This window comes from Meiothermus cerbereus (genome assembly GCF_051297115.1).
In the GTDB taxonomy this organism is placed as follows: Bacteria; Deinococcota; Deinococci; order Deinococcales; family Thermaceae; genus Meiothermus; species Meiothermus cerbereus_A.
Genome location: NZ_JBEVAL010000039.1, coordinates 1 through 26,714, shown reverse-complemented (window position 1 = coordinate 26,714; position 26,714 = coordinate 1). Strand labels below are relative to the sequence as shown.

The 26,714-nt window shown below is 61.8% G+C and carries 26 protein-coding genes and 1 pseudogene; 19 read left to right on the top strand and 8 right to left on the bottom strand.

The features are described 5' to 3' along the window. The first annotated feature begins 52 nt into the window (after positions 1 to 52). Entirely contained in the window at positions 53 to 1,267 is a 1,215-nt protein-coding gene (locus ABWU19_RS09400) for a putative bifunctional diguanylate cyclase/phosphodiesterase (RefSeq protein WP_435901444.1), read from the top strand. 154 nt (positions 1,268 to 1,421) lie between these two features. Further along, positions 1,422 to 1,958 carry a YceI family protein gene (locus ABWU19_RS09395; RefSeq protein WP_435901443.1) on the top strand — a complete coding sequence of 179 codons (537 nt, stop codon included), beginning with the start codon at positions 1,422 to 1,424 and terminating at the stop codon, positions 1,956 to 1,958. A 17-nt stretch (positions 1,959 to 1,975) separates the two neighbouring features. Here ABWU19_RS09395 and ABWU19_RS09390 read toward each other — a convergent pair whose 3' ends face one another. Next, entirely contained in the window at positions 1,976 to 3,319 is a 1,344-nt protein-coding gene (locus ABWU19_RS09390; protein WP_435901442.1) for an FAD-binding oxidoreductase, read from the bottom strand. Positions 3,320 to 3,478: 159 nt separating this feature from the next. Between ABWU19_RS09390 and ABWU19_RS09385 the strand changes: the two genes are divergently transcribed. From ABWU19_RS09385 to ABWU19_RS09375, 3 genes are all read left to right on the top strand, one after another. Further along, a complete protein-coding gene (locus tag ABWU19_RS09385; RefSeq protein ID WP_435901441.1) occupies positions 3,479 to 3,910 on the top strand; it encodes a hypothetical protein in 432 nt (143 codons plus the stop codon). Between the two features lie 383 nt (positions 3,911 to 4,293). After that, a complete protein-coding gene (locus ABWU19_RS09380) occupies positions 4,294 to 4,692 on the top strand; it encodes a hypothetical protein (protein WP_435901440.1) in 399 nt (132 codons plus the stop codon). Positions 4,693 to 4,792: 100 nt separating this feature from the next. Then, positions 4,793 to 5,890, top strand: coding sequence for a glycosyltransferase (locus ABWU19_RS09375; RefSeq protein WP_435901439.1), 1,098 nt, complete (start codon positions 4,793 to 4,795; stop codon positions 5,888 to 5,890). Positions 5,891 to 6,057: 167 nt separating this feature from the next. Here ABWU19_RS09375 and ABWU19_RS09370 read toward each other — a convergent pair whose 3' ends face one another. Beyond that, the gene (locus tag ABWU19_RS09370; RefSeq protein ID WP_435901445.1) at positions 6,058 to 7,002 is read right to left on the bottom strand and encodes an aldo/keto reductase family protein; all 945 of its coding nucleotides are present in this window, start codon (positions 7,000 to 7,002) and stop codon (positions 6,058 to 6,060) included. Positions 7,003 to 7,180: 178 nt separating this feature from the next. Then, positions 7,181 to 7,396: a CDGSH iron-sulfur domain-containing protein gene (locus ABWU19_RS09365; RefSeq protein WP_435901438.1), complete on the bottom strand. Its 216-nt coding sequence runs from the start codon at positions 7,394 to 7,396 to the stop codon at positions 7,181 to 7,183. 81 nt (positions 7,397 to 7,477) lie between these two features. Between ABWU19_RS09365 and ABWU19_RS09360 the strand changes: the two genes are divergently transcribed. From ABWU19_RS09360 to ABWU19_RS09305, 12 genes and pseudogenes are all read left to right on the top strand, one after another. Next, positions 7,478 to 7,876 (top strand): VOC family protein, encoded by a 399-nt coding sequence (locus tag ABWU19_RS09360; protein ID WP_435901437.1) that lies wholly within the window; start codon positions 7,478 to 7,480, stop codon positions 7,874 to 7,876. A gap of 115 nt (positions 7,877 to 7,991) precedes the next feature. Further along, complete coding sequence (locus ABWU19_RS09355) at positions 7,992 to 10,331, top strand: penicillin acylase family protein (protein WP_435901436.1); 2,340 nt, start codon at positions 7,992 to 7,994, stop codon at positions 10,329 to 10,331. 76 nt (positions 10,332 to 10,407) lie between these two features. Beyond that, positions 10,408 to 10,782 (top strand): GntR family transcriptional regulator, encoded by a 375-nt coding sequence (locus tag ABWU19_RS09350; protein WP_435901435.1) that lies wholly within the window; start codon positions 10,408 to 10,410, stop codon positions 10,780 to 10,782. Further along, positions 10,782 to 11,462, top strand: coding sequence for an ABC transporter ATP-binding protein (locus ABWU19_RS09345; protein ID WP_435901434.1), 681 nt, complete (start codon positions 10,782 to 10,784; stop codon positions 11,460 to 11,462). The genes ABWU19_RS09350 and ABWU19_RS09345 overlap by 1 nt, the downstream gene beginning before the upstream one ends. Positions 11,463 to 11,505: 43 nt before the next feature. After that, positions 11,506 to 12,264, top strand: coding sequence for a hypothetical protein (locus ABWU19_RS09340; RefSeq protein WP_435901433.1), 759 nt, complete (start codon positions 11,506 to 11,508; stop codon positions 12,262 to 12,264). A gap of 1 nt (position 12,265) precedes the next feature. After that, complete coding sequence (locus tag ABWU19_RS09335; RefSeq protein WP_435901432.1) at positions 12,266 to 12,784, top strand: hypothetical protein; 519 nt, start codon at positions 12,266 to 12,268, stop codon at positions 12,782 to 12,784. 140 nt (positions 12,785 to 12,924) lie between these two features. Then, positions 12,925 to 13,539: a YIP1 family protein gene (locus ABWU19_RS09330; protein ID WP_435901431.1), complete on the top strand. Its 615-nt coding sequence runs from the start codon at positions 12,925 to 12,927 to the stop codon at positions 13,537 to 13,539. A gap of 46 nt (positions 13,540 to 13,585) precedes the next feature. After that, complete coding sequence (locus ABWU19_RS09325) at positions 13,586 to 14,794, top strand: efflux RND transporter periplasmic adaptor subunit (protein ID WP_435901430.1); 1,209 nt, start codon at positions 13,586 to 13,588, stop codon at positions 14,792 to 14,794. A gap of 42 nt (positions 14,795 to 14,836) precedes the next feature. Beyond that, on the top strand, positions 14,837 to 15,553 hold the full coding sequence (locus ABWU19_RS09320; protein ID WP_435901429.1) for an ABC transporter ATP-binding protein: 717 nt from the start codon (positions 14,837 to 14,839) through the stop codon (positions 15,551 to 15,553). Beyond that, entirely contained in the window at positions 15,550 to 16,761 is a 1,212-nt protein-coding gene (locus ABWU19_RS09315) for an ABC transporter permease (protein ID WP_435901428.1), read from the top strand. The genes ABWU19_RS09320 and ABWU19_RS09315 overlap by 4 nt, the downstream gene beginning before the upstream one ends. A gap of 355 nt (positions 16,762 to 17,116) precedes the next feature. After that, positions 17,117 to 17,299 (top strand): hypothetical protein, encoded by a 183-nt coding sequence (locus tag ABWU19_RS09310; protein WP_435901427.1) that lies wholly within the window; start codon positions 17,117 to 17,119, stop codon positions 17,297 to 17,299. A gap of 12 nt (positions 17,300 to 17,311) precedes the next feature. Next, positions 17,312 to 18,148 (top strand): annotated as a pseudogene (locus ABWU19_RS09305) (pectin acetylesterase-family hydrolase); the annotation flags it as partial. Positions 18,149 to 18,231: 83 nt separating this feature from the next. Here ABWU19_RS09305 and ABWU19_RS09300 read toward each other — a convergent pair. Continuing rightward, a complete protein-coding gene (locus ABWU19_RS09300; RefSeq protein WP_435901426.1) occupies positions 18,232 to 19,047 on the bottom strand; it encodes a hypothetical protein in 816 nt (271 codons plus the stop codon). A gap of 61 nt (positions 19,048 to 19,108) precedes the next feature. Continuing rightward, a complete protein-coding gene (galE, locus tag ABWU19_RS09295; protein WP_435901425.1) occupies positions 19,109 to 20,113 on the bottom strand; it encodes a UDP-glucose 4-epimerase GalE in 1,005 nt (334 codons plus the stop codon). A 39-nt stretch (positions 20,114 to 20,152) separates the two neighbouring features. On the opposite strand from galE, the gene ABWU19_RS09290 reads away from it, so the two are divergent. Continuing rightward, positions 20,153 to 21,400, top strand: a complete 1,248-nt coding sequence (locus ABWU19_RS09290; protein WP_435901424.1) for a CaiB/BaiF CoA transferase family protein — start codon at positions 20,153 to 20,155, stop codon at positions 21,398 to 21,400. A gap of 239 nt (positions 21,401 to 21,639) precedes the next feature. Beyond that, entirely contained in the window at positions 21,640 to 23,994 is a 2,355-nt protein-coding gene (locus ABWU19_RS09285) for a penicillin acylase family protein (protein WP_435901423.1), read from the top strand. 8 nt (positions 23,995 to 24,002) lie between these two features. Here ABWU19_RS09285 and ABWU19_RS09280 read toward each other — a convergent pair whose 3' ends face one another. From ABWU19_RS09280 to ABWU19_RS09270, 3 genes are read right to left on the bottom strand one after another with little or no spacing between them, the layout of a single operon-like run. After that, a complete protein-coding gene (locus ABWU19_RS09280; protein WP_435901422.1) occupies positions 24,003 to 24,566 on the bottom strand; it encodes a DUF6992 family protein in 564 nt (187 codons plus the stop codon). 17 nt (positions 24,567 to 24,583) lie between these two features. Then, positions 24,584 to 26,011 carry an FAD-binding oxidoreductase gene (locus ABWU19_RS09275; RefSeq protein ID WP_435901421.1) on the bottom strand — a complete coding sequence of 476 codons (1,428 nt, stop codon included), beginning with the start codon at positions 26,009 to 26,011 and terminating at the stop codon, positions 24,584 to 24,586. 23 nt (positions 26,012 to 26,034) lie between these two features. Next, positions 26,035 to 26,532, bottom strand: coding sequence for a hypothetical protein (locus tag ABWU19_RS09270; RefSeq protein ID WP_435901420.1), 498 nt, complete (start codon positions 26,530 to 26,532; stop codon positions 26,035 to 26,037). Positions 26,533 to 26,714 lie beyond the last annotated feature (182 nt).

Sequence of the window (26,714 nt, the reverse complement as noted above, 5' to 3'; positions counted from 1 at the left end):
CGCAGTGTTCGTAGCTTCTCCACCAATCCCATGCCCCTCTATCGCTGGCTTAGTGGATGTATATGATAAAAGCCTGGCCGACCGGCGTAAACGCGAGACCCCGGCCCTGATTTACCTTGACCTCGACAACTTTAAGCTACTCAACGACACCCTCGGCCATCAGGTTGGCGACGAGCTCCTGCGCCAGCTGGCCTTACGCATAAAGGAAGTGCTGCGCCAGGGCGATTTGCTGGCCCGCATGGGCGGGGACGAGTTTGCGGTGCTGCTGCCTTCAGCAGATCGCGCTTCAGCTATGGCTGCTGCGCGCCGCATTATCGAGGTGTTCGACTACCCCTTCACGCTGGGCGAGCACGCAATCCATGTGCAGGCCAGCCTGGGGGTGGCGCTATTCCCCGAGCACGGCCAGACCCTCGATGCGCTGGCCCGGGCCGCCGATGTGGCCATGTACCAGGCCAAACAATCCCAGACCCATATTGCCATCTACGACCCCACCCAGGACATCAACTCTGTCGAGCGGCTCGAGACCATCCAGCATCTGCGCAAGACCATCCAGCAGGGGCGCTTCCTGATCCAGTACCAGCCCATCCTGAACATTGCCGAGCGCTACGTAAACAAATGGGAAGCCCTGGTGCGCTGGGAGCACCCGACCCGTGGGCTGCTGCGCCCAGCCGATTTTGTACCCCTGGCTGAAGAGTCGGGCCTGATTGGTGAACTGGACCTGGTTGTCCTGAAGCAAGCGGTACAGGATCAAAAAAGATTGGGCGGTGAGCTGGCCATCAACTTTTCGGCTGTAACGCTGGCGCACCCCAACTGGGTGCGGGAGGTGGTGCGCGCGCTGGTAGATGAAGCCTTGCAGCCCAGCATGTTGTGGCTCGAGATTACCGAGTCGGCCTTATTGCCTGAGCGGCAAAAGTGGCTGGGCGGGCTGGTGGCATTGCGTGGGCTGGGGGTGCGGGTAGCCCTCGACGACTTCGGCATGGGCTACTCCTCGCTGGCTCACCTTAAGCAAGTGCCGGTAGATCTGATCAAGATTGACAGAAGCTTCGTGGCGGAGATTGGACAGAGCCAGACCTCGGAGGACATTTTGCGGGCCATGCTGCAGCTGGCCAGTGCCTTTGGCCTCAAAACCCTGGCCGAGGGTGTCGAGAGCCGCGCGCAACTGGAGTGGCTGGCGCATCACGGCTGCCACTACGCCCAGGGCTACTACATTGGCCTGCCGATGTCGGTTGAACAGGCCAGTGCGAAAGTCTTTCCTGGAGCATTTTGAGCGTGGTTTTGCCTTTGTAAGTCTTCTGGCGGGATTTGCTTCTGACCCACGGTGTGCACCGCCCAAAAAACGTAATGTGGAGCGGTGAGCACCTTGTTGCTGGGGGGACATTGGCCAGGCCCTGGCGAAAAGACTGGCCGCTTGGGGAGATGCCATGACTTATTGGAAATTTGTAACCTTGCTGCTTGGCCTGTTTTGGAGCATGTCGCAAGCCCAGACGGCCCAATACACCATCGAGGGGCGCGTAACCTATGCCGCCAGTTACACCCTGGGCCGCTGGGAGGGCACCAACACCAGTGTGCGCGGCAGCGTGCGCTGGAACCCCCAGACAGGCGAGGCCTCGGGCCAGGTGTGCGTGGAGCTGGGCCGCTTCGACTCGGGCAATGCCCTGCGCGATGCCGACGCAAGGGGGGTCTTCGACGTTAGCAAGTATCCCCTGAGTTGCCTCGAGGTCGAACGCATCGACCAAGCAGGCGACGAAACAACGATTAGCGGGAACCTGGAAATTAGCGGAACACGCCGCCCGGTGCGCATTGCCGGCAAACTGACCCGCGAAGGCAGTACCTACCGTTTTGTGGGGGGGTTCAACACCAGCTTCTCGGAGTGGAGGCTGAACCCCCCCAGCCTGCTGTTCCTGCGGGTCAACGACCCGGTAGAGGTGCGCCTCGAGGCCCGCGCGGTTTTGCGCTAGGTAAAGCGAAGACCGCTCTAGTCAAAAATTTTGCCGGGATTGAGCAGGTTCTGGGGGTCAAAGAGTTGTTTGATCTGGCGCATCCATCCCAAAGCAGGCCCGTGCTCTTGGGGCAGATATTTCTTTTTGCGTAGCCCCACCCCATGTTCGCCAGTACAGGTGCCCCCTAAGGCCAGGGTGTGCTCGACAAGTCGCTCGGAAAAAACTTCTGCCCTGGGGTCGCCTGGTTCACAGACCACCAGGGTGTGAAAGTTGCCGTCGCCCACGTGTCCCAAAATGTTGCCGGTAAGGCCCAGTTTGCGCAGCAGGTGGCTGGAATACGCTACCAGGTCGGGCATTTTGGAGATAGGCACGGCAGTGTCGGTGGCGAGGTACTCCTTTCCGGGGAAAAGGTTGACCAAAGCCCAGTAGGCCTGGTGCCGGGCTTCCCACTGGGCGGTGCGCTCCTCCTGGGTACGGGCGGTGTCTATACGGATGGCCCCGGCCTCCTGCATGAGCTCGAGGGCCAGGCCCGATTCGGCCTCGAGGGCTTCCTGGGTGGAGGAGTGAAACTCCACAAATAAAGCGGGCTTTTCGGGGAAGCTCTGGCCCAGGTAGCGATTAATGGCCTGCATACCCACCTCGTCCACCAGCTCGAGCCGCGCCACCGGCAGCCCACTGGCCATAACCGCGTAGGCAGCCTGGGCGGTGGCGTTCAGGTTTTCGAAGAAAACCCGCAGGGTGTGGATGTGCTCGGGGATGGGGTGCAGCTTTAGGGTCAGGCGGGTGATGATGCCCAGGGTGCCCTCGGAGCCGATGAACAAGTCCTTGAGGTTATAGCCTGCGCTGGTTTTGCGTACCCCCCGGCCCAGTTCCAGCACCTGGCCATTTGCCAGGACTACCTGCAGCGCCAGGATGTTATGGCGCATTCCCCCATACCGCACGGTGGTGGTACCCGAGGCGTTGGTAGCAGCCATGCCCCCCAGGCTGGCATCCGCGCCGGGGTCTACCGGAAAGAACAGGCCGGTGCCTTTGAGGGCCTCGTTCAGGGCCTTGCGGGTCAGGCCTGGCTCCACCACGGCCATGAAGTCTTCGGGGCGAACCTCGAGCACCCGGTTCATGCGTGAAACATCCAGCGAGATGGCTGGTCCTTGGGGGATCACATGCCCCTCGAGGCTGGTACCGGCCCCAAAAGGAATTACCGCCACACGGTTGGCGCTGGCCCAGCCCAAAGCGGCCCGAATATCCGAAAGGTTTTCTGCAAAGACCACAGCCAGGGGCGGGTTCTGGATGGGGTAGCTCTCGTCTCTGCCATGGGTATTGAGGTCGGTGGGGGAGGTGCTCACTTTTTGCGGTAGTAGGTTCTTCAGACTTTCCAGCATGGCTTTAGCCTAACCTTAAGGTCGCAGGTTTAAGCGTGAACCAGAGCCGGCAAAACGTGTGATATTTGAACCATGAAAGACACTTGAGCGTTACATAAAAGCTGCTGGTGATGTATGCGCCCACCAAGCCGGCGCAAGCTGCTACCCTGGCGGGTAGTGATGAGTGCTTTGACGAACACACACCAACCTGCGCTGCGCGATAACCTGCAACGCCTGCTACGTGAGGCCTGGGACAAACTTGAACGGCAACCACGGGAATCGGCTGCCCCGGCACGCCGCGCCGAACACCTTGCCCGCTGCTCGGGCGACAACCGAGCCTGGGCCCAGAGCCTTTTTGTGTGGGGGGTGGCCAGCATGTACGAGGGCGATAGCCAGGAAGCCATTGTGCTTTTGTCGAGGGCCCTGGCGGCCTTTCGCTTTTTGAACGACGAAGAAGGCCAGTGGTCCTGCCTTAAGGCCATTGCCCTGGCCTGGGGTTATGCCGGTGATGCTGTCCAGGCCCTCGAGACCCATTCCATCGCCGATACCTTCAGCCGCCAGGCCGAGTTTGCAAGCAAGGCTGGCTGGCTGCGCTGGTTTGTTGCCGACTAACGGGGCACTCCTGAGCGCAGGGGCCACAAACACCCAGCACAACGGTTTTCTTGTGTGCAGGCTGTAGGGCATGGCTGTGAACACATTTGGTTCTTTTTGCCGGGGCCCCCGCCTGAAGCTGCGCCAAGGGCTGGCTGGGCGCTAAGTGTCTCCATAAGCGAAATGCAAGATGCCGTACCGAAAGTTCGCTTTAGGAATTGCGCCAGGTATGCATTGACTCATTCCGCTGGTTTTGCCAATCTGCCCTGGCGCAACTTAAATGCTCAAGCAGAGCTAAATGACACTTGCGGCATCAAACTGTCAACCCGTTTGTTGGTATTTTGCTCGTCTGGGACGGGTTATTTGCGCTTGACCGGAAGGCCTGCTTTGTTGCAAGCTGAAGTATGGCAAGTGCTGTAAGACGGGAAGTGTGGCAGGACGTAGAGGTGAACCTGGAGCTTTCGCTCGAGTTCGACCCCGAGGAGTTTTTGCGGCGTTATCCAGGTCTTGCGCTGGTGCTGGCCGAACTGCTGGTGGGGCCCCCGCGGCGCTGGCGCGACCCTGCCGAGCTGCTGCCGTACGCTGGGTGCAAAAACCTCGAGGCCAGGCTGCCCCGCTTGCGCTTTAGCCCCCTGGAAACCCGCTCGTTGGGCCAGGCGCTCGACAAGCTATTTACAGCCATCGAATTTCGCATTGTGGGGCACAAGGTGATTGCGGTTCCGCCGCCGGGTAGGTTTATCAAACTACCGGAGGGCTGGCGGGCCCAGAGCGGGGTGTGGCTCTGCCATCAACCCCTGGCCTAGGCGGGAGCTGCGGCCTATTCAGCAGACCTGTAGGGCGGGGTTCGTCATTTGCTAAAAAATGCCTTAAGCTGGAGGAGCGCGGCCAGGTGCTGCGCTGGTTATGCCGCAACGAATTCTGCTGGTTTATACAAAGGCAGGGGGTGGACACCTTGCCCTGGCGCAAAACCTGCACAGGTTGCTGACCGAGCTCGAGCCCGAGTCCGAGATAAGACTGTTCAACTTTTTTGACGTGGGGCCGCGCTGGATTGGTCAGGCCATCCAGGATGGTTACAATTTTTCGGTCAACAAACAGCGCTGGCTGTTTACAGTCTTTCAAGCTTTCTATCAGACCCGGCCGGCTATTCAGTCCTTTGCACGGGTTCTGGGAATGCGCCTGGCCCCGGCCATTAACGAATACCTGGAGTCGTTTCGCCCCGACAAGATTATTTACTGCTACCCGGTGAACCACGGCTTTCGCCGACTGCCGTATGTGCGCAAGCACAAGCCCAAAACCCTTACCGTGGTGAGCGATATTTTTAGCCCGCACCTGTACTGGTTTATCGATACCAAAGACCAGTACGTGGTGGCCAGCCCCGAAGCCTATAGCCTGGCCCGGCGCTACCGGGTTCCTGCGGAGAACCTGCACTACTTCCAAACCCTGATTGACCCAAAATACAACCAAACCCTCGAGCCCGCCGAAGTCGCTCGACTGCGCCAGGAGTGGGGCTTGACGCACCCCTACACCGTGCTGGTGACGGGGGGTGGCGCGGGCTTAAAAATAAGTTTTGGCCTGGTGCGTGAGCTGCTCAAAACCGAGGGCATCAATGTGGTGGTGGTGTGTGGCTATAACCAGAAGCTCTACCGGCAGCTCGAGGCCTTCAAAGAAAAAAACCGCATCTCAAACCTGGTCTTGTTTGGGTTTACCAAGCAAATGTACGAGCTAATTAATGTTGCCAACGTGGTGGTTACCAAGGCCGGCCCTGCTACCATTGCTGAGGTGCTCTCCCAGGGCAAAGACCTGATCGTCTGTGATTACGTATGGCCGCAAGAATACGGCAATGTCGAACTGATTCGGCATGAAAAGCTGGGGTATTACATCCGTCACCCCCGCAAAATTGCGCAAAAGATACGCGAGCTCAAAGAACACCCCGGCGAGCGCAAAACCCTCAACCTGCAAAACGACATTGTCCGGCTGGCTAAGTACATCCTCGAGCTATAGCCGAACCTGGATGAACCGCTACTGCTTGGTGCTGTTCACCCCTGTGATAAGAAATGCCCTTGTTTTTGCTGGGGCCTTTACCTGAAGCACGGGCAACACCATCGCACCCTTCAGGTGAGGCTCATATGGTGGGCGGCTTTGCGAAGGCGAAATAGGACAAGGGCGCTCTAGCCCAGAATTTTCTCGATGCGCTCGAGCGCTTCCTGTGGCAGGTCTACCCCTGCTGCACCCAGGCTTTCCTTAAGCTGCTCAGGTTTGGTGGCACCCGTGATGGCGCTGCTCACGCCCTTCTGGCGCAGAACCCAGGCCAGGGCCAGCTGGGTACGGGTAAGGCCCAGGTCAGAGGCCACCTTTTTGAGGGCCTTGACCTTTTTTACGTTTTCTTCGCTCAGGAAGCGGTTGCCAAACTGAGGGTAGCGCTCAAAGCGGCTGTCCTTGGGCACGCCCTTGTCGTAACGCCCGGTAAGCATCCCCATGGCCAGGGGGCTCCAGACCACCATCCCCAGGCCAAAGCGCTCGGTTTCAGGCAGAATTTCCTGTTCCACACGCTCACGGTAGAGCATCGAGTACTGCGGCTGCTCGACGGCGGGCGGGTGCAGGCCATTGCTCCGGGCAAACTGCACAGCCTCCACAATGCGGGCTGCCGGCCACTCGGAAGTACCCCAGTAAAGCACCAGGCCCCGGTCTACCAGGTTGCTCATAGTACCCACGATTTCCTCCATGGGCACCTCGGGGTCGTAGCGGTGGCAGAAGTACAGGTCGAGGTAGTCGGTGCCCATACGCTTCAGGCTCCGCTCGAGGCTTTCCCGCACGTGTTTGCGCGAAAGGCCCCTTCCGTTGGCATCGTCGCTGGTGGGCCAGAAAACCTTGCTCGACAAGACCAGCTCGTGGCGGGGGAACTGATCCAGCAGGGCTTTGCTCATCAGTTCCTCGGCCAGTCCCTTGGCGTATACGTCGGCGTTGTCAAAAAAGTTGATGCCGCCTTCGTAGGCGATGCGGGTAATGGCCTTGATTCGCTCGAGGTCGTTGACGGCGTCGCCGTAGGTGACCCAGGCCCCCAGCGAAATTTCCGAAACCTTTAAGCCCCACTGACCAAGTTTGCGATAGCGCATGGGCATAGTAACCTCCGCCCGCCATCTTATCGCTTGCCGGCTTGCCCAGTGTGTTTTTGCTCTCCTTGCATAGATGCACGAAGACCGCGATCAAGCCAGCTCTGATGGGAAGACCGCAAGCGGCCAACCGGTGCACCTCTGGCCGTGGACAGAGGGGGTGCGGGTTATCAGAATGCGCTCAGGTGTCGGTATCGAGTTCAATCACGGCGGCGGGGGCCACAAACCCGATGCGCTTGTGGGTGCTGTCGCAAAAGGGCTTGTAGCTGGAATGCCCGCAGCGGCACAACGAGACCCTGGGTTTTTCGATAACCACCTCCTGGTCGCCCTGACGCAGCACGTATTTGCCGCCTGTTTCGATGCCGATGGAGCCGTTTTCGCGGAATTCAATTTTCATGGCCCAATTCTACCCACCCCGGTGGCATTGCAAAATGAGCGGCGTTTGACCTGCGGGCTTTAGCATCACAGAATACTCTGGATGTACACCACCCGTCTGGCCTATGTTCACCTGACCGTGCGGCAGCTCGAGGCCGCCGTAACCTTTTACACCCGTTTTCTGGATCTACAGCTATCCGAACGCTTCGGGAAGACCGCGCTGCTGGTCTCATCTGAAAACCCGGCCCACTACGAGCTGGCCCTTAGCGAAGGCGAGCCGTCTGGTTCTATTACGCTTGGTTTTGCTGCTGCTACCGAAGAAGACTTTAAAGCAGCCCAGGACTTTGTTCGTCTCGAGGGCGTGCCGTATAAGCTCGAGGATCGGGGCATTGCCCTGGTGCTTTGCTTGCACGATCCCGACGGTAACTCGGTTGAGCTGTTTTTAGACCAGCGCAAGCGCGGGGGGCGGGCTTTCTGGCGGGGTGAGAGCGAGCTACTTTGAGCACGAAGCCCACCAGATGTGAGCGCTTTTCTTCACACTTCAGGCCGCTTCCCCAAAAAACAGGCTAAAGCGCACCGTGCAAGGTTTTATACTAGAACCCAAGCAAGGAGGAACTGTGGGCTTATTGCGTGTTTTGGGGCGTTTGCTGTTGGTGGTTGTTGGGCTGGTGCTGGTTTTGGCGGTGGGCGGCTGGTTCTGGCTGCGGGGCGCAACCCTTCCCCAGCACCAGGGTAGGCTGGCCCTCAAGGGGCTTTCGGCGCCGGTTGAGATGAGCCGCACCGCACAGGGGGTGCTGCACATCAAGGCCCAAGCCGATACCGACGCCTTTTTTGCCCTGGGGGTTGCCCATGCCCAGGATCGCCTGTGGCAGATGGAGTTTCAGCGCCGGGTAGGGGCCGGGCGTCTATCTGAGGTAATCGGGAAAGCCACCCTGGATCAAGACCGCTTTTTGCGTACCTGGGGCTTTTACCGTGCTGCCGAGCAGGCCTATGCGGGCCTATCGCCTTATGCTAAGTCGGTGGTGGATGCCTACGTGGCCGGCATCAACGCCTATCTTTCAACCAACCCGCCGCTGCCGCTGGAGTTCCGCCTGCTGGGCTTCAGGCCCGAGCCGTGGAAGCCCGCTGATGTGTTGGTCTGGGCCAAGATGATGTCCTTCGACCTCTCGGGCAACTGGCGTGGCGAGTTACAGCGCCTGCAATGGGCCGCTAAAGGCATGGCCCCCGCGCGCATGACCCAACTCAGACCACCCTATCCTGCCGACGCGCCCACCGTGCTACAAGCGGAAGACCTGCAACTGCCGCCACCGGCCAGTCCCGACGGGGAGTCGGCACGCGCCCTGCTTACCCTGGCAGCCCAGCTACCCAGGGCCCTGCACCTGCCGGGAGAGCTGATGGCCCGTGCCTCCAACAACTGGGTTATTGGGGGCGGGCGCACCGTAAGCGGTAAACCGCTGCTGGCCAACGACCCCCACCTGGGGCTGGGAGCACCTTCGGTGTGGTACCTGGTACACATCGAAGCCCCCACCTACAAGGCCATTGGCAGCAGCTTCCCGGGCCTTCCGGCAGTGGTGATTGGCCGCAACGAGCGCATCGGTTGGGGCGTGACCACAGTGGGCGCAGATGTGCAGGATCTGTACGTGATGGAAGAAGCGCCAGGAGGCTATCGCTATAAGGGGCAGCTTTTGCCCTGGCGCATCCGCAGCGAGGTCATCAAGGTCAAAGGGGAGCCCGACGTAACCCTGCAGGTGCGGGAAAGCCGTTATGGGCCGGTCATCAACGATGTGGTCAAGAATCCCGGCGCCAAGCCGCTTTCGTTGCGCTGGACCAGCCTCGACCCCACCGACCGCACCATGGAAGCCTTTATCGGCATTGCCAAAGCGCAAAACTGGGAGCAGTTCAAAGCTGCCCTGGCCAACTACAACGCGCCCAGCCAGAACTTTGTCTATGCCGATGTGGACGGCAACATCGGCTATATGGCCCCGGCCCGCTTTCCCATCCGTAAACCCGGCCACTCGGGCCTGATGCCAGTTCCGGGGGATGGCAACTGGGACTGGCAGGGCTACCTGCCCCAGGACCAGTGGCCCCAGGTCTACAACCCCAAAGAGGGCTTTATTGTTACCGCCAACAACAAGGCAACCCCGGCCAACTACCCCCACACCATCTCGCTGGAATGGGAGGAACCTTACCGAGCTCAGCGTATACGAGAGCTGATTCTGGCCAAAGACAAGCTTTCTATGGAAGACATGCAGGCCATGCAGCAGGACATCACCAGCCTGCTCTACCGCGAGTTTAAGCCTGTTCTGGAGATGCTCAACCCACTTTCGGAAAACGCGCGCCAGTGGAAGACCCGCCTCCTGGCCTGGGACGGCGCAATGCGGGCCGAGCAGGTAGAACCCACGGTATTCCAGGCCTGGTACACCGAGCTCACCCGCCTGCCCAGCAAAGAGGTGGAGCAGGAGTTCTGGGAACAGCCCCGCTACCTGCTGGCTGCCATGCGCCAGGGCGACCCTGCCTGCCAGACACCCGATACCCAGACCTGCCTGGACTACGCGGCCCTTGCCCTGGATAAGGTTCTCGACCGCTTCAACAACAACCCCCCACCCTGGGGCCAGGTTCACCAGGCCTCTTTCCCACACGCCATCCTGACCAATGTTTCGCCACTGAACCGCCTGGCCGACCGGGCCATACCCCACGACGGCGACCGCTACACCCTGAACCGTGCTTCTTACGACCCCAGCAACTTCCGCATGACGGTGGGAAGCAGCTACCGGCACATTCTGGATTTTGCCGACCTCGAGCGCTCTTTATTTATCATTCCCATGGGCCAGTCTGGGGCCTTGCTCTCGTCCGGCTACGATAGCCTTCTGCACAAATGGGCCAGCGGGCAGTACCTGCCCATGCGGATGAACGAGACCGGCTTCACCAGGCGCCAGACCCTCGAGCCTCAGCGCTAGCGCATAAGGCCGATTGACATTGTCACGCCGGCGGGTTAGTGTACTATATGGCTAGTGCACTAAGGAGGTGGCTCGATTGTGGAACTTGGATGTAGAAGCGGGGCCGATTTATGCGCAGATTGTGCGGGGGGTGGAGCGAATGCTGGCGAATGGGGTGTTAAAACCAGGCGATAAACTGCCATCGGCACGGGAACTGGCGGCGGCCCTGAAGGTAAACCCCAACACGGTGATTCATGCCTACAGCCAGCTCGAGATGGCCCAGGTAAGCGAGACCCGGCGGGGCCTGGGTACTTTTGTGCGCGAGGATGTGAACGTCGAAGGCATCCGCCTGCGTATTTTGCAGGAGGCGGCACAACGCTTTTGGTCGGAAGTGCAAAGCCTGGGGCTGGGCCTCGAGGAGGCCCAAAAAGCCCTTCTAAGCCTGAGCCCCAACACCAGGGAGGCCCAGTGATGCTGGCGAAGCTTTCGCATGTGACCAAGCGCTATGGCAAAACCGAGGGGGTGCACGACCTGAGCCTCGAGCTCTACCCCGGTCAGGCGGTTGGGCTTCTGGGCCTGAACGGCTCCGGCAAGACCACCACCCTCAAGCTTCTGGCTGGAATGCTGTTCCCCACCGCAGGAAGGGTGGAGGTACTGGGTAAGAACCCCCGTGAAAACCGAGGCCAGATTGCCTACCTCTCCGATGCCGACAACCTGTACGCCTGGATGACCCCCAGTGATGCCGAGCGCTTCATGCGGGGTCTGTACCCCGACTTCAACCCTACCCGCTACCGCGAGCTGCTGGCTTTTTTGCAAGTACCCAAACAGGGCTACCGCTCGATGTCGCGGGGACAGCGGGCCCGCCTGCGCCTGGCCATGGTGCTGGCCCGCGAGGCTCGGCTGTTCTTGCTGGATGAGCCCCTTTCGGGCATAGATGTTATTTCGCGCGACCGCATTCTCAAGAGCCTGGTGCTGGAGTGGCGCGAAGAGGCCTGCCTGGTGCTCTCGACCCACGAGGTCAGCGAGGCCGAGGGGATTTTTGAGCGGGTAGTGCTCTTGAAAGAAGGCCGGCTGGCCCTGGATGCCCAGGCCGAGGACTTGCGGGCCAAAGGGCAAAGCGTGAAGGACGCCTTTATCGAGGTGCTGGCCTGATGGGCGCATCCGACTTTCAGACGCACAGCTTAGGAGGTAACACTTGTTAAACGCATTTTCGACGTTGCTATGGCTCGAGCTGCGCAAGTTTGGTCTATTCGGGCTGGGGCTAGCGCTGGGCGTGGTGGGCTGGTTCTTGCTTACCCGACAGATTTTCGTATGGAATGGAAGCAACCTCGAGTCGGCCATCGCGGTGTTTACTATCACAGCGCTGGTTGCTGTGGGCGTTGGTGTGGCGTTGCTGGTGGCCCTGGGCCTCGACTTTGGGCGGGAATACCGGGCTGGGCGCTGGGCTCTGCTGCTGGGATCGCCCCAGCCAGCCTGGCTGCACCTGGCGGCCAGGGCGGTGTTTGGGGTGGTTGTCCTGACGCTGTTCAACAGCGCGATGTGGCTAATACAGGCCTTTTGGCTGAGCCAGGCTGGGATTATCCTGCCCTTTGGCCTGGGTGCGGGAATATGGCTTTACCTGCTGGGGGGCCTGGCCCTGGTGGTTCCAGCGCTGTTCCTGGGGCTCTGGCTGGCGGCATACATCCCTGGTAAAGCGATCCTGATTGCTTTTGTGATGGGCGTGGTGGGCATGGGACAGGTGCTGGAGTGGAGCCTGCGGCTCTTTGGCGGCCAGTTCTACAAACTGCTGCCTTTTTGGAGGCTTCCAGCGCCTACGGTTGAGCAGAACCCTGGGGTGCGGGCGCAGTGGGAGAGCTTTCCGGGCCTGCCGACCGAGGGCTTTGTGCTTTTGCTGGCGCTGACGGGGCTGTTCTTTTTTGTCACCAGCCGTTTATGGCAGGAAGTGGAGGCCTAGGATGCCGAACCTACACTTTGGAATTGCAGAGCTGGTGGTGTTTGGGGTGGTGTTTGTCTGGCTGGCTTATGCCGGCTACCGCTTGTGGACAGCCACCTTTAGCCTGACGGCCCGCTGGGTAGGGGTAGGCTTTGTGGCCCTGGCTGCGCTGGGGCTTGCCCAGGATCTGCTCGACCTGAACCGCCAGGCGGTTCGCGCCGGCCCGGTTTGGGCCGAGACCGGCGTGGTGCGTGGGGTGGTGGAGGTTAGCGGCGGAGGAGTTTGTATTGAATGCGAACGCCGTCTCGAGGGTGGGAAGTACCGCCTGCGGGGTAGCTGGGTGGCGGGTGAGTACGTTGTGCGCCCGGAGGGAACCCAGCCCTATGCCATTCAATTCCAGCATGGGGAGGTGCGGCTCGAGGATGTTCGCTTAAAGCCCGGCTGCGCTACCGGCTTTATATCCGAAGAGATGCGGATGGAGATAAACGGGGCCAGTGAGGTTGTGCTCGAGGTCGGCCCTGGGGCAGCATGTACGAACTGAGGGGCCGGGCTTTCGCTTGCAAAAGCTGCCCTGGCAGGGCTAAACCATCAGATTGCGGGCCTTACATGGCCGGATCCACACCACATCCGACCCTGTTGTTTCAGGCCTGGCCTGGGCAGACTGTAAAGAGGTGAGACAAGATGCTGGATGTTTTGTTGCAACCCACAAACTTTTTTCGTGCGCTGGCAGAGCGAAAACCCAACCTGGTGGCCCCGTTTTTTATCGTGATGGCCGGAGCCGTGGCGGCTTCGCTGGGGCAGGCTTTGTTGACACGCCTGCTGCCCAGTGTGGTGCCGGGGGGTGCGGCTGTGCAACTGGTGCTGGCCCTGGTGGGCGGGGTGGTTGGCGGCATGGTGGCCTGGGGGTTGGGGGGGCTGGTGGTTCGCCTTCTGGCGGGGCCGGACAGCCGGGCCTGGGAGGTGTATGGTTGGGCCAGTGTGCCGGGTTTGCTGGTGGGCCTGGTAGCGATTCCCCTTGCGGCCTTGTTTCCCATTACCGGCGACCTGCCCCCCATACCCCCCCTTACCGATGTCGAGGCTTTTCAAGCCTGGCAGCGTGCGTATCGGCAGCTGATCTGGGAAGCCACCGGATTCAGGATTTTGCAGGGGTTGAGCCTGCTGAGTGCGTTGTGGTCGCTCGGGATTATCTGGTCGGCGCTTAAGGTTCTGGCCCCGGCTAAAGCCCTGGTAACCACGCTGGTGATAGCGGCTGTTTCGCTGGCTTTTATGGTCTGGGGCCTGCTGTCGCAGCGTTAGAGCGGGCTCAATCGGGCCAGGCTGCACCCAACTGGAGGCATTAGGCATGAAACGATGGTTTTGGGTTGTGTTGGTGGTGCTATCGCTGGGCTTGACTTTATTTGGCTTGCTGCGCCCAAGAACCGAGCAGGGCCTCTCGGTAAATGTGGTGCGGGTTGAGCAGGGTGAGTTTATTCGGGAAGTGCGGGCCAATGGCACCGTCGAGGCGCGGGTTTATACCCTGACCTTTCCCAGACCTGGCCGGGTGGCCGAGGTGCGGGTTCGGGAGGGTGAGTTGGTGGAGGCGGGGCAGGTGCTGGCGCTACTCGAGACCACCAACGAACAGGCCCAGTTACGCTCGCTACAAGAAACCGTGGCCGCTTTACAGGCCCGGGCCCGGGCTGCCGAGGCGGACTACCAGTCCAACCGCACCCGCCTGCAAAACCAGTTGACCGAGGTGCGGCGCAACCTGCGCCTATCGCAGGAACTGCTGCGGGTGGGCGGGGTGGCCCAGGGCGAGGTGGAGCGCTTGCTGCGCCAGGAGAGCGACCTGCTGGCCCAGCTGGCCAGCCTGAACCAGGCCCGCGCCAGCACCCAGCGCGACCTGGAGGCCCAGCTTCAAGCCCGCCAGAGCGAGATGGCCTCGCTACAGCGCACCGTGGCCCAGGCAACCCTGCGTGCGCCGGTGGCCGGTACCGTGGCTGCGGTGGGCTACCTGGCCGGGGTCGAGACCACCGCTGCCGCTGGCGCGGCCTCGATTCGCCTGATAGAGGCCGGGAGCCTGCGGGTGCAGGCCCGTCTGGCCGAGGCCGATGTGCCCGCCGTGCGGCCCGGCCAGCCGGTTCGCCTCGAGCTCGATGCAGCGCCCGAGCAGCCCTTACAGGGCAAGGTGGACCGACTGGGGGTTCAGGCCGAGGTGGCCGGAAGCGGGGGAAGTGCGGTTTTACCAGTGTTTGTACGCTTTCTGGATAAAGAGGCCGAGGCCATTGCCAGGCCGGGTTTGACCGTAACCGTCCGCATTACCACCTTGCGCCTGCCCAGGGCCCTCAAGATTCCCCTCGAGGCCCTGGTCGAAGAGCAGGGTCAGCGCTTTGTGTGGGTGGTGGATACCCAGAGCCGAACGGTTCGCAAGCAGCCCATTGTGCTCAAAGCCCGGAACCTGACCCAGGCTGCGGTGGAAGGGCTGGCCGACGACAGCATCCTGGTCTCGCTGCCGCCCGAAACCCTCAAGGAGGGCACCAGGGTCAGCTACCGCCTGCCCGACGGGGGGCGCTGATGCCAGGTATCCCGAACGCGCGCTGTTATCGGGGGGTTGTGCATGACTGCTTCCCAGCCTGAAATTGTGCCGGTAGTAGAGATGCGCGGCGTGAGCAAAGTCTACCGCTCGGGCTCGAGCGCCCGCACGGTGGAGGTGCACGCGCTCTCGGGGGTCGACCTGACCATTTATCCAGGCGAGTATGTGGCCCTAATGGGGCCTTCGGGGTCGGGTAAGTCGACCCTGATGCACATCATCGGCCTGCTCGACACACCCACCGAGGGCGAGTACCGTCTGGGAGGGGAGCCGGTGCGGGGCTTGAGCGAGGCCCAGCTGGCCCGCATCCGTAACCAGCGGGTGGGGTTTGTGTTTCAGGCCTTTTTCTTGCTACCGCGCCTAACTGCGCTGCACAACGTGGCCCTGCCCCTGGTCTACCGGGGTTTGTCGGCTGCCGAACGCCTCAAGCGTGCGAAGGAGGCGCTCGAGTCGGTGGGCCTGGGCGATCGGCTCGACCACCTGCCCTCCGAGCTTTCGGGCGGGCAGAAGCAGCGGGTAGCCATCGCGAGGGCCCTGGTGCAGGAGCCCGATTTGTTGCTGGCCGACGAGCCAACCGGTAACCTCGACTCCCGATCTTCCCACGAGATTATGGAACTTTTTGAGGCCCTGCACCGCCAGGGTAAGACCATCGTGATGGTTACGCACGAGCCGGATATTGGGGCCAGAGCCCAGCGCATCGTGCGCCTGCGCGATGGCCGGGTGGCCGATGGAGGGATGGCATGAACCCGCTCGAGAACTTCCGCATGGCCTTCGAGTCGCTGTGGGGCAACAAGCTGCGCAGCTTTCTGGCCTTGCTGGGCATTGTGATCGGGGTATTTGCTGTGACGGCCATGGTCTCGCTGGGCCAGATGGCTACCGCGGGCATTACCCAGGACCTCGAGGCGGTAGCGGGCCGCTCTATTTTTGTGCAGCCCAACTTCAACGAGGGTCAGGACTTTAGCACCGCGCCCATCCGCGAAGAAGACCTGCAAGCCCTGCAAGCCCTGCCAGTAACGGTTATTCCCCAGCTTTTTTCCAGCCTTCAGTACGAGAGTAAACCCGGACAGCGCCGCTCTATCCAGCTTCAGGGCACCCCAGGGGACCTGCCCAGGCTTGATCCAACCAGCAAGATAGCCAGGGGCCGCTACTTTAGCGAGGCCGAGGCCCGGGGCGGCCTGGCGGTAGCGGTACTTTCAGACCGGGCCGCCAAAGACCTTTTCCCAGGCCGCGAAGCCGTGGGCCAGGTGGCCCGCCTGTACTACCCAGGCGGGGCGCGCCTCGACCTGACAGTGGTAGGGGTTTTGGAGCCCCCCAGCGGGATTTTTGGTGGTTTCGGCTCCGCCGCAACCGTTTATGCTCCCATCCAGCTAATCTGGAATACCTCTCCTACAGCCCGCCGAGGAGAGTACGCCTTTGTGATTCTGCCCCTCAAGAAAGGGGCGGACGCCAGGCAGGTGACAGCCCAGGTACAGCGCATCTTTGAATCCCGTTATGGCAAGGGCCGCTACCAGGTTCAGTCCACCGAGAGCTTTCAGGGCACCTTGCAGTCCGTTACCCTTATCCTGCAAGCGCTGCTGGGGGCCATTGCCGGGTTGTCGCTGCTGGTGGGCGGAATTGGCATCATGAACATCATGCTGGTCTCGGTGACCGAACGCACCCGCGAGATAGGCCTGCGTAAAGCCCTGGGTGCAACCTCGGGCCAGATTCGCCAGCAATTCTTGATTGAAGCAGTGGTGCTAACCCTGGTGGGTGGCGTTTTGGGGGTAATCATGGCCGCAGGACTATTGTTCCTGATCACCGCTACGGTTCCCTTCTTCAAGGTGTACATCCTGAGTCCTACTACGGTGGGTCTGGCCCTGACGGTAAGCGCGCTGGTGGGCCTATTTTTTGGGGTCTGGCCTGCCGCGAGGGCTGCCGCGCTCGACCCCATTGAGGCCCTGCGCTACGAGTAGAAAGCCAGGGACGTATCGCACCCTTCACAGGCGTGGCCTGCTGTCCGGGAGGCAACCATGCTGTGCAGGACTCAGAAGCGGCTCAATATTTGTGAAGAGCGTCAGAGAGAATGGCATAATCCCGATCGTAACAAGTGCTGTTCAAGGATTATTTTTTGCCGCTGGGAAACCCGAAAACATGCGTCTGGGCCAGGTTAGCCACGTTGTGGCTATGGCTCACGCCAGCCCCTGTAGGTTAGCCACGTTGTGGCTATGGCTCACGCCACCCCCTAGCAGATTTCGTGCGGCGGAAAAAAGCGAAGACTGCGATAAAGCCCACAGGGTTACGGTAAACTGACAGCACCAAGGAGGACATATGCAGCGTTGGCTTGCGGTGTTGGTTGCGCTCATCGGATTTGTGCTGGCACAGGCTTCGACCCAGACTCCTGCGGGTTGGCAGGAAATTCGCCCTGGAGGAGCGACGGCTTGTTCGGATGGCTCGCCCTGGCGTTTTTATGTGGCCCAGGGAGCTGCCGACAAAGTTATCATCAACTTTTAGGGGGGCGGGGCTTGCTGGGATGCCGCTACCTGCAACCCCCAGTCGCGCCTCTATACCACCCGTCTGCAAATCCAGGACTTACAGGCCGGTCAGGGGGTCTTCAACCGCAACAACCCCGAGAACCCCTTCCGCGACTGGACCCACGTCTTTGTGCCCTACTGCACGGCTGACCTGCACTGGGGCAACAACACCGTACGCTATGGCGACCTGACCATCCAGCACAAGGGGGCGGTGAATGCCCGGCAAGCGGTGCTGTGGGTCTTCAACAACATTCCCAACCCGCAAAAGGTGATGGTTACGGGTTGTAGTGCAGGGGGCTACGGCTCCATCATGTGGGCACCCTACTTTATGCGCCGCTATCCCGAGGCCAAGGTGGTACAGCTGGGGGATGCGGCCTTAGGTGTGGCCCCGGCATCATTTTTTCCGGTTGCCTCGAGCGCCTGGGGCATTCAGGGTGCACTTCCAGGCTGGGTAGGTGGCCTCGAGCCCAGCAAAATTGGTTCCAACGACCTGTACAAAGCCTTTGCCCAGGTCTACCCCAACCGTAGCTTTGCCCAGTACAGCACCCTGCTGGATGAGGTACAGATCTTCTTCTACAGCCTGATTCTGGGTCAGCCGCGCCCCACCCCGGAAATAGCCCAGCAATGGGTACAGGGCGCCCTGGCCAACCTGGCCTCGATCAAACAATCGGCCCCCAATTTCTATAGTTACCTGGCCCCCGGCGCCCAACACTGCATCATCGGGCGGCCCGAGTTTTACAGCACCAAGGTGGGGGAAGTGAGCTTTGCCGAGTGGGTGCGAAAGCTGGTAACAGACGGAAAGCCGGGTGACGTGGCCCCGCCCCGGTAAGTGGGGAGGCTAAAAGACCGAGGCCGAAGCCACTGAGCCAAATACTGGGTAGAGCTTTTTGCAACCTGCCGTTGATCGGTCGCTCAGGGCCCGTCTCCCAGCTCTGCCCACCTTAGCTCCCTCTTGATTTCCTCGGAATCGAGCGTCTTTTGGGGAGCAAAGCTGGCAAACCAGTGGCGTAGCTGGGGCTCGAGGCCCACCAGCAGCTTATGCACGGTGGCTTTTTTGAGCGGAGCGGCCTCGAGCAGGCCCCGTAGCAAGGCGTCGCCCTTTTCCTCTACCAATCGTGCGGCTTCGGTGGTGAACTGCCCCTGAAACCAGAGTTGCTCGGAAAGCCCCTTGGGCTTGGTCTCGTAGCTGCCCAGACTGGGCTCGCGGGGGGTCAGATGGGCCAGCAGAAGGCCCCATTGCTTGGCCTTGGGGTACAGCTCCGGCAGCGCCTCGTGTAGCGCCAGCAGGTAGAGGTAGTTGGCCACAAACTCGTCCACCCAGCGAACCCGGGTGCGCAGCTTCCAGGCCACCGCGACGGCGTGGGCGTACTCGTGCCCCAGGTTGAGGTCCAAGAACTCGTTCGGCTGGCCCGGGGGTCTTCCGGCTTTTTTGATGGCCGGTACCAGGGCTTCGCGCAGCCGCCAGAGGAGGCGTTCGGGGTAGCGGGCTGGCAGAAACAGGTACAGCCCTTCCCGCAGGCTGGTGCGCTGGAAAGGAAAGCCATAGGGATGCTTGACCCTGGCTTTCCAGTCGGCTTCGTTCAGCACCAGCAGCTGCACGGGGGGTATTTCAGCATAGCGGATGAGGCTCGCCCGCAAGGTCAGCAAGTAGTCCTGCAGGGCCCTGGCCCGCAGCACCGCGCCCTCGGAGCTTTGCACCGGAATGTGGGGATGGGGCAGCGACTGCACGCCCTGATTGTACGCACTGCACCGGCGCTATTTACTCACCCGCTGCCCGGCGATGGCTGTACTACTCATACCCCAGGACTTCCTTGCGCTTCTTGCCCCAGGCCAGGGCGCTGGCGATGCCTTCGTCAATGGAGTGTTCGGCCTTCCAGCCCAGGAGTTCTAGGGCCCGCTCGGCGTTGGCGTAGGCCCCGGCCACATCGCCCGGACGGGGCGGGGCCTCGCGCTTGGGGAGGGGTTGCCCGTACACGCGCTCGAAGGCGGCCACGAGTTCCTTGACGGTTACGCCGTGGCCCGTGCCCAGGTTGATAACCACGTAGGAGCTATTGGTTTTTTGTAGGACGGCGTCGAACTGTTCCACCGCCTTGACGTGGGCCATAGCCAGGTCCCACACGTGAATGTAGTCGCGGATGCCCGAGCCGTCGCGGGTGGGCCAGTCTACGCCGGTAATGGTGAACTCGGGCAGTTTGCCCAGGGCCACGTCTACCATCTTGCCCAGCACATGGCTGGGTTCGCGCACATGAATGCCAGTGCGCAGCCTGGGGTCGGCCCCGATGGGGTTGAAGTAACGCAGGGCAATACCACGCAGCCGGGTGGCTTTGGACAGGTCTTCCAGCACCATCTCCATCATGTACTTGGTGCGGGCATAGGGGGAGCTGGGCTTTAGGGGCGAGTCCTCGGTTACCTTGAACCCTGGCACGGCATCGTAGATGGAGGCCGAGGAACTGAACACCACCCTGGGGTAGCCCAAGGCCTCGAGGTTTTTGAAGAGCTCGAGGCTCTTGCAGACGTTTTCGCGGTAGTAGAGGTAGGGTTGTTCTACCGACTCCGGCACCACGATCAGCGCTGCACAATGGATGGTGCTGTGGATCTCGGGGTGTTCCTGAAAGATGCGCTCGAGCAAGGCCCGGTCGGCGATGTCGCCCTGGTAGAAAATTTTGCCCTCGGTAAAGGCTCGAGGCCCGGTAACCAGGGAGTCGAGCAGTACCGGCATATGTCCGGTGTCGAGAAGTGCGTTGGCGATGGTGCTGCCGATATAGCCTGCTCCGCCTGTAATCAAAACTTTCATGCTGCCGATTCTACCCGCAAAAGCCTTAGTATCTGGAACATGGGCGCACTAAACGGCCTCAAAGTTCTTGATCTTTCACGGATTCTGGCAGGCCCTTTTTGTACCCAGATGCTGGCCGACCTGGGGGCCGAGGTCTGGAAAATCGAGCCCCCCAGGGGCGACGATACCCGCAGCTGGGGCCCACCGTTTGTCAGGCCAAAAGCCAGCGGGGCGCCGGGCTGGGAGGTTGCGGCAGCAGGGGAGAGCGCATATTACCTTTCCTGTAATCGTGGCAAAAAAAGCGTGGTGGTCAACCTGAAAGACCCCAGGGGCCAGCAAATTGTGCAAGAGCTGGCCCGGCAGGCCGACGTGCTGGTGGAGAACTACAAAACCGGCGATCTGGCTCGCTATGGCCTGGACTATGCCAGCCTGTCCCAACTCAACCCTGGTCTCATCTACCTTTCCATCACGGGCTACGGTCAGAACGGCCCTCGCGCCATGGAACCGGGCTATGACGTGGCGATCCAGGGCCTGTGCGGCATCATGTCGGTTACTGGCGAACCAGAAGGCCCCCCCATGCGGGTTCCGGTGGCCTGGATCGATCTGATGACCGGGATGAACGGGGCCATTGCGGTGCTGGCGGCCCTGCAGGAGCGCTCACGCAGCGGGCTGGGGCAGCACCTCGACCTGGCCCTCTTCGATGTGGGCCTGGCGGCCATGGTCAACCTGGCCCAGAGCTACCTTTTGACCGGCCAACTACCTGAGCGGCTGGGCAACGCCCACCCCCAGATTGTCCCCTATGGGGCCTTTGAAGCAGCCGATGGCTGGTTTATGCTGACCATTGGCAACGACGAGCAGTACCGGCGGGTCTGCGAGGCCACCGGACATGTAGAACTCTGGGAGGATGCACGTTTTCAGACCAACGCAGGCCGGGTTACCCACCGCGCTGAGCTACTGCCCCGCCTCGAGGCCATCCTGCGCACCCGCCCGCGCCGGGAGTGGCTCGAGCGCTTCAGCAAAGCCGGTGTGCCTGTAACGCCGGTCAACAACCTGGCCGAGGCCTTGGCCGAACCCCAGGCCCAGGCCCGTGGAATGCTGCAGCAGGTGCAGCACCCCTGGCTGGGCACGGTGCCGTTGCTGGGCTCACCCCTGGCCCATTTTTCCCGCAGTCCAGCGCAGGTTCAGTCGCCCCCACCGCTTCTGGGCGAGCACACCCTCGAGGTTTTGTGCACCGCCCTGGGCCTTTGTCCGGAGGAAGTGGCCGCGCTGGAAGCAGCCGGGGTGGTCAAGACCTGCCCATCACCCTGACCGACTTGGGAGGGGTTGCAGGCAAAACCTACCGAAAGGCACTTCAAGTCGACCCCTGCGGTAAATATACTGAGGGAGCACTTCAGGCGGTTCTTAGAGCGGTCTTCAGAGAAAATGCTACAAAGCCGATCATAACAAGTGCTGTTCTAGGCTTATTTTTTGCCGCTGGGAGCAGCGGTAAAAAATGGCGAAGACCGCGATAGATAAAAACCGTCAAAGCGCTCTCCGGAGGACAGACTATGCGTTGGCGTTTTTGGTTTTTGCTGGGTTTGTTGCTGCTGACTTCTTGCGTACCTGTCAACCGGGTTCAGCAGGTACAGGGGCTATCTGGACCGGTAAGCATTACTTTCGACCGCTGGGGGGTTCCGCACATTCGGGCCCAGCTCAGCGATATGGACGTGTTCTTTGCCCAGGGCTACGTGCACGCCCGCGACCGGCTGTTCCAGATGGAGCTGGGCCGCCGTGCCGCCCAGGGCCGCCTGGCCGAGATCCTGGGCAGCGGCGCGGTGGAGCAGGACCGCTTCTTCCGCACCTGGGGCTTCTACCGGGCTGCCCAGGCCTCACTTCCCAACCACTCCGAGTTTACCCGCCGGGCCCTCGAGGCCTACGCTGCGGGGGTCAACCAGTTTATCCGTGAGGGCAACCTGCCTTTTGCCTTTGCCCTGCTGGGCTTTACCCCCGAGCCCTGGACGCCCGCCGACAGCGTGGCCTGGGGCAGACTGCAGTCCTACGACCTGGGGCAGGTCTGGCAGGATGAAATTGACAACACCTTCATCCTGAACAGGGTGGGTCTGGAAGGCTTCAACGACCTGCGGGGCGATTATCCCCAGGGCTGGCCGACGGTTATACAACCCGAAGACTGGCGCGGCAGCCACAAGCAGGACGCCCATACCCAAGCAGCCCTGCTCTCGCCCTCTACCCAGGCGCTGATGCAGCAGGTGGTTCGCTTCTCGGAGGAGCTTAGCTACGCGCCGCGGAACCTCGAGCAAGGCTCCAACAACTGGGTGCTGAGCGGGTCACGCACCACCACCGGCAAGCCCATGCTGGCCAACGACCCCCACCTGCGCCTGCAAAACCCGGCCCTTTGGTACATCGCCGACCTGCAGGGCCCCAGTTACCGCGCCATTGGGGCTACCATTCCGGGGGTGCCGGGGGTTTTTCTGGGGCGCAACGACCGGGTAGCCTGGGGGGCTACCAACGTGCGGCCCGACGTGATGGACCTGTTTGTGCTGGACCTGGAGGGGCAGGCCTACCGCACCCCTGGCGGTCTGGTGCCGCTGCGGATCCGGCAGGAAGTCATCCGGGTGCGGGGGGGTGATGCCATCACCTTAACCGTGCGGGAGAGCGAACATGGCCCGGTAATTTCCGATCTGGGCCGGGCCTTCTTGCGGCCAGGCCTCACTGCCGGGGCGGCCATTGCCAGTGAGAACCAGGCCGTGGCGGTGCGCTGGACCGGGCTTGACCCACAGGACACCACCCTGGACGCCTACCTGGGCATGAACCGCGCCCAGAACGCCGAGGAGTTCCGCCAGGCCCTGAGGCGCTATGTGGCCCCCATGCAGAATTTTGTGTATGCCGATGTGGAGGGCAACATTGGCTATTTTGCGCCGGGCTGGATTCCCATACGCGACTGGGATGGGCGTTTTCCGGCCAGCGCCAGCAAGGGGCAGCAGTGGAAAGGGTATCTGCCCTTTGAGCGCCTGCCCCAGGTGGTCAACCCCCGCGAGGGGTTTGTCTCGAGCGCCAACAACCGGGTGCTGCCGCACGGAGGGCCGGACATCTCCAGTTACACCACCGAGGTCTTCCGGGCCCAGCGCATCCGCGAGCTGATCCTGGCCAGGCCCAAGGCCAGCCTCGAGGACATGGCCCGCTGGCAGGGAGATACCTACTCGATCATCGCCCGGGAGATGCTGCCCGGTCTGCTGGCCCTGCAACCCCAGAGCGAGGCGGCCCGGCGCCTGCAAAATGCGGTGCGCGGGTGGGACTTGCGGGCCGAGCTGGACTCGGTGGGGGCCACGGCCTTTGCCTTCTACTACCGCGAGATTTCCCGCATGCTGGAAGACGAGCTCGAGCTGCGCTACCCCCCGGTGCCTTACACCTTTGTCAAGACCCTGCGGGAGGATGGTCGCTGGTGCAAAAATGCCAGTGCAGGCATCCAGAACTGTGCTCAGTTCATGGCCCAGGCCCTGGAAAAGGCCGGAGCCGAGCTCGAGCGCCGCTTAGGCCCCGACCCCAGCCAGTGGCGCTGGGAGCGGCTGCACCAGGCCACCCTGAACTCGACACTGGCCTCCACACCCATCATCGGCGGCCTGTTCAACCGCACCATCCCCACCCCTGGCTCGATGCACACCGTGAATGTGGCCAACTACAACCAGGACACCTTCCTACACACCTCGGGGGCCAGCCTGCGCACCCTCTTCGACCTGGCCGACCCCGACAACAGCCTGATTATCTACCCCATGGGCCAGTCGGCCGACGTGTTCAGCCCCCACTTCGACGACCTGCTGTGGCTCTGGCGCGACAGGCAGTACATCCCCCTCAGCACCCGCCCTGCCGACTGGGGGCGCACCTGGACCCTCGAGCTCAGGCCATAACGACCACTCTAGGGCTGCTCGAGGGCCAGCGCGTTGAAAAGGTCGAAGAGCAAAAGCCAGCTTCCCTGTAGCACGATGGCCCAGCCCGCCCCCTGGCTTCGTGCGTCGGGTTGCAGCGCCAGCAAGACCCCGCCTGCAATGTAGAGCACATCGATACCGGCATTGATGTAGAGCAGGTCGCGCAGCCCATTCTTGTCGGGTTCCGGCCCCAGCAAACCCACCAGGGCGATGCTCGAGTTGACCGCGGCCCAGACCGAGTTGGTGAGCCAGAAGGAGCGCTGCCAGGGGTCGTCGCTGAGCAGCCCGACGGTGGAGCCCGCTAAGGTCCAGGGCACGCTCCAGGCCAGAAGCCTGGCCGAGAGGGCCAGCCCTCGGTAGCCCTCGGGTGCGGGACCAAAGAGCAGCCGATCCCAAGGGGGGCGCTCGAGTGAGAGGCCCGGCGGTTGGGTCTGCTCAAGCGCGAGTGAAGGCTCCGGCGCATAAGCCATCCCCAGCGAGAACGGCCTTTGCGCCTGGGCCAGCCCTAGAAAGGCAAAGCAAGCCAAAAGTGAAAACCAGAGGCCCCTGAACATACCTCCAGCTTCATGGCTTAGGGCCCATGCGAGTTAATCTCGGGCAACACTTTGCCAGGGTTCAAGCGGCTCTGCGGGTCGAAAGCGGCCTTGACGCGCCTTAAAGCATCCAGCGTCTCGGGGTCTACGGCTTCGCTCATGAAGTCGCGCTTCATGATGCCGATGCCATGCTCGCCGGATAGCACCCCCCCGTGCCGCAGGGCCACCCGGGCAATCTCGTGCAGAAGCTCCCAGACCTTTTCTTCCGAGTCCACCTTGGGGTCGTAGAGCACGTTGGGGTGCAGGTTGCCATCGCCAATGTGGCCGAACTGCACCACCTTCAGGCCATACTGCTGGCCCAGGGCCTCGATGGCCCGCACCACTGCGGGGAGGCTCGAGCGCGGTACGGCGATGTCCTCGTTCATGCGCTTGGGCTTGATGGCGCCAATCGCGGGCGAGACCGAGCGGCGGGCCTTCCAGAGCGCCTCGCTCTCGGCGGCACTCTGGGCCACCCGCACGCTGGCCCCGTGCTTCTGGCAGGCCTCGGCCACCCAGTTCAGCTCCTCCTCCACCACCAACAGCTCGTCGCCATCGGTGTCCACCAGCAGGATGGCGGCGGCCTGGCGGGGCAGGCCCAGCTTCAGGTAGTCCTCTACGGCGTTGATGCAGCCGTTGTCCACGAACTCGAGCTTGCTCGGCACCGCACCGGCTGCAATGGCCTCTGAGACGGCTTCGGCGGCCTGCCCCACCTCCTCAAAAGTAGCCATCAGGGTGCGGGTGTAGCGGGGGATGGGCTCGAGGCGCAACCGGGCCTCGGTAATGAGCCCCAGGGTGCCTTCGGAACCCACCAACAACCCCACCAGGTCGTAGGCATCGCGCTCCAGGCGGTGCACCTCTCCGGCAAAATCTACAAACTCGAGCTCCACCACGTAGTCGCCGGTCACGCCCTTCTTGAAACACATCGGCCCACCCGCGTTTTCGGCCAGGTTGCCCCCGATGGTGCTGGTGCGCAAGGAAGCCGGGTCGGGGGGATACCAGAGGCCGTGGGGCCGGGCCAGCTCGCTGATCTGCTGGGTGACCACCCCTGGCTGGGCCCTGGCGATACGGGCCTGGGGGTCAATCTGCAGACCGGTCATGCGGGTAAAGGAAATAACCAGCGATTCCTGTATGGGAACGGCCCCACCCGACAGGCCGCTGGCCGCCCCGCGGGCCACCACAGAGAGCCCCACCCGGTTGGCAAAACGCACCACCTCCACCACATCGCGGGTGCAGGTTGGCAGCACCACCAGCAGAGGGGTTACACCCATGGCGATGCCGTCGTAGGAGTAGCTGCGCCGCTGGGCCAGCTCTAGCAAAACCTTTTCCTGGCCCAGCCGCTCCTGCAATTCCAGCGCGGTTTGGGCAGGCTCGGAATAGCTGGGATGGGGCGAGGGCTTGGGCGACTTTTTGCCAAGGTTGAGGGTCACGCTTACAGCTTATCAGGGCCAGCTCAGGGGCAGTTGTCAATCACCGGAATACCAGGGAAAACCAGGCGGGCTGAGCTGCCATTGGTGGCGTAGACGGTGAGCTCGAGGCGGGTGGCGCCAATCTGCCGGGGCTGGGGCACTGGGGTTACCACGATGCCCTGTGGCGAAATGCTCAAGGGGGCCGTACCCTGACTCAGAACCCAGTTCACCGAGATGCGGTTGTTTAGGTTGGAGTAGCCGCCGGTGTCCTTGCTCATGCTTAGGGTATGGGTGGCCTGGCCGGTGGTCTCGCCCACCAGACGCGAATCCCAGCGGGCAATTCGGGCAAAGTCGTTGTAGCGGAAGCTATAGCTGAGGGTGGTGAGTTTGTTGTCGCAGATGTACGAGCGCCCACTGGCGTCGCGGAAGTTGCTCTCGTAGCGCAGGTCGGAGATGAACAGCGCGTCGGAAGGGTTGGTACCGATGGGGATGCAGCCTGCTAGAGCAACAACCAGTGCCAGAGTCAAGAAAGATAGTTTCATGACCATAGGATGGCTCGAGCCGATTCTGGCGGTATAAGCGCAGCATAAAGAGGCGTTTAGAGAAAGGAGGGGGCGTGGGGGAGCTATAATCCCCCGGACTTTGAGTCCGTGGGATACATGGACTCCCCCACGTCCGCCGGCCAGGCTCTTATCATATACAGCATGAACCCGAACAAACCCAT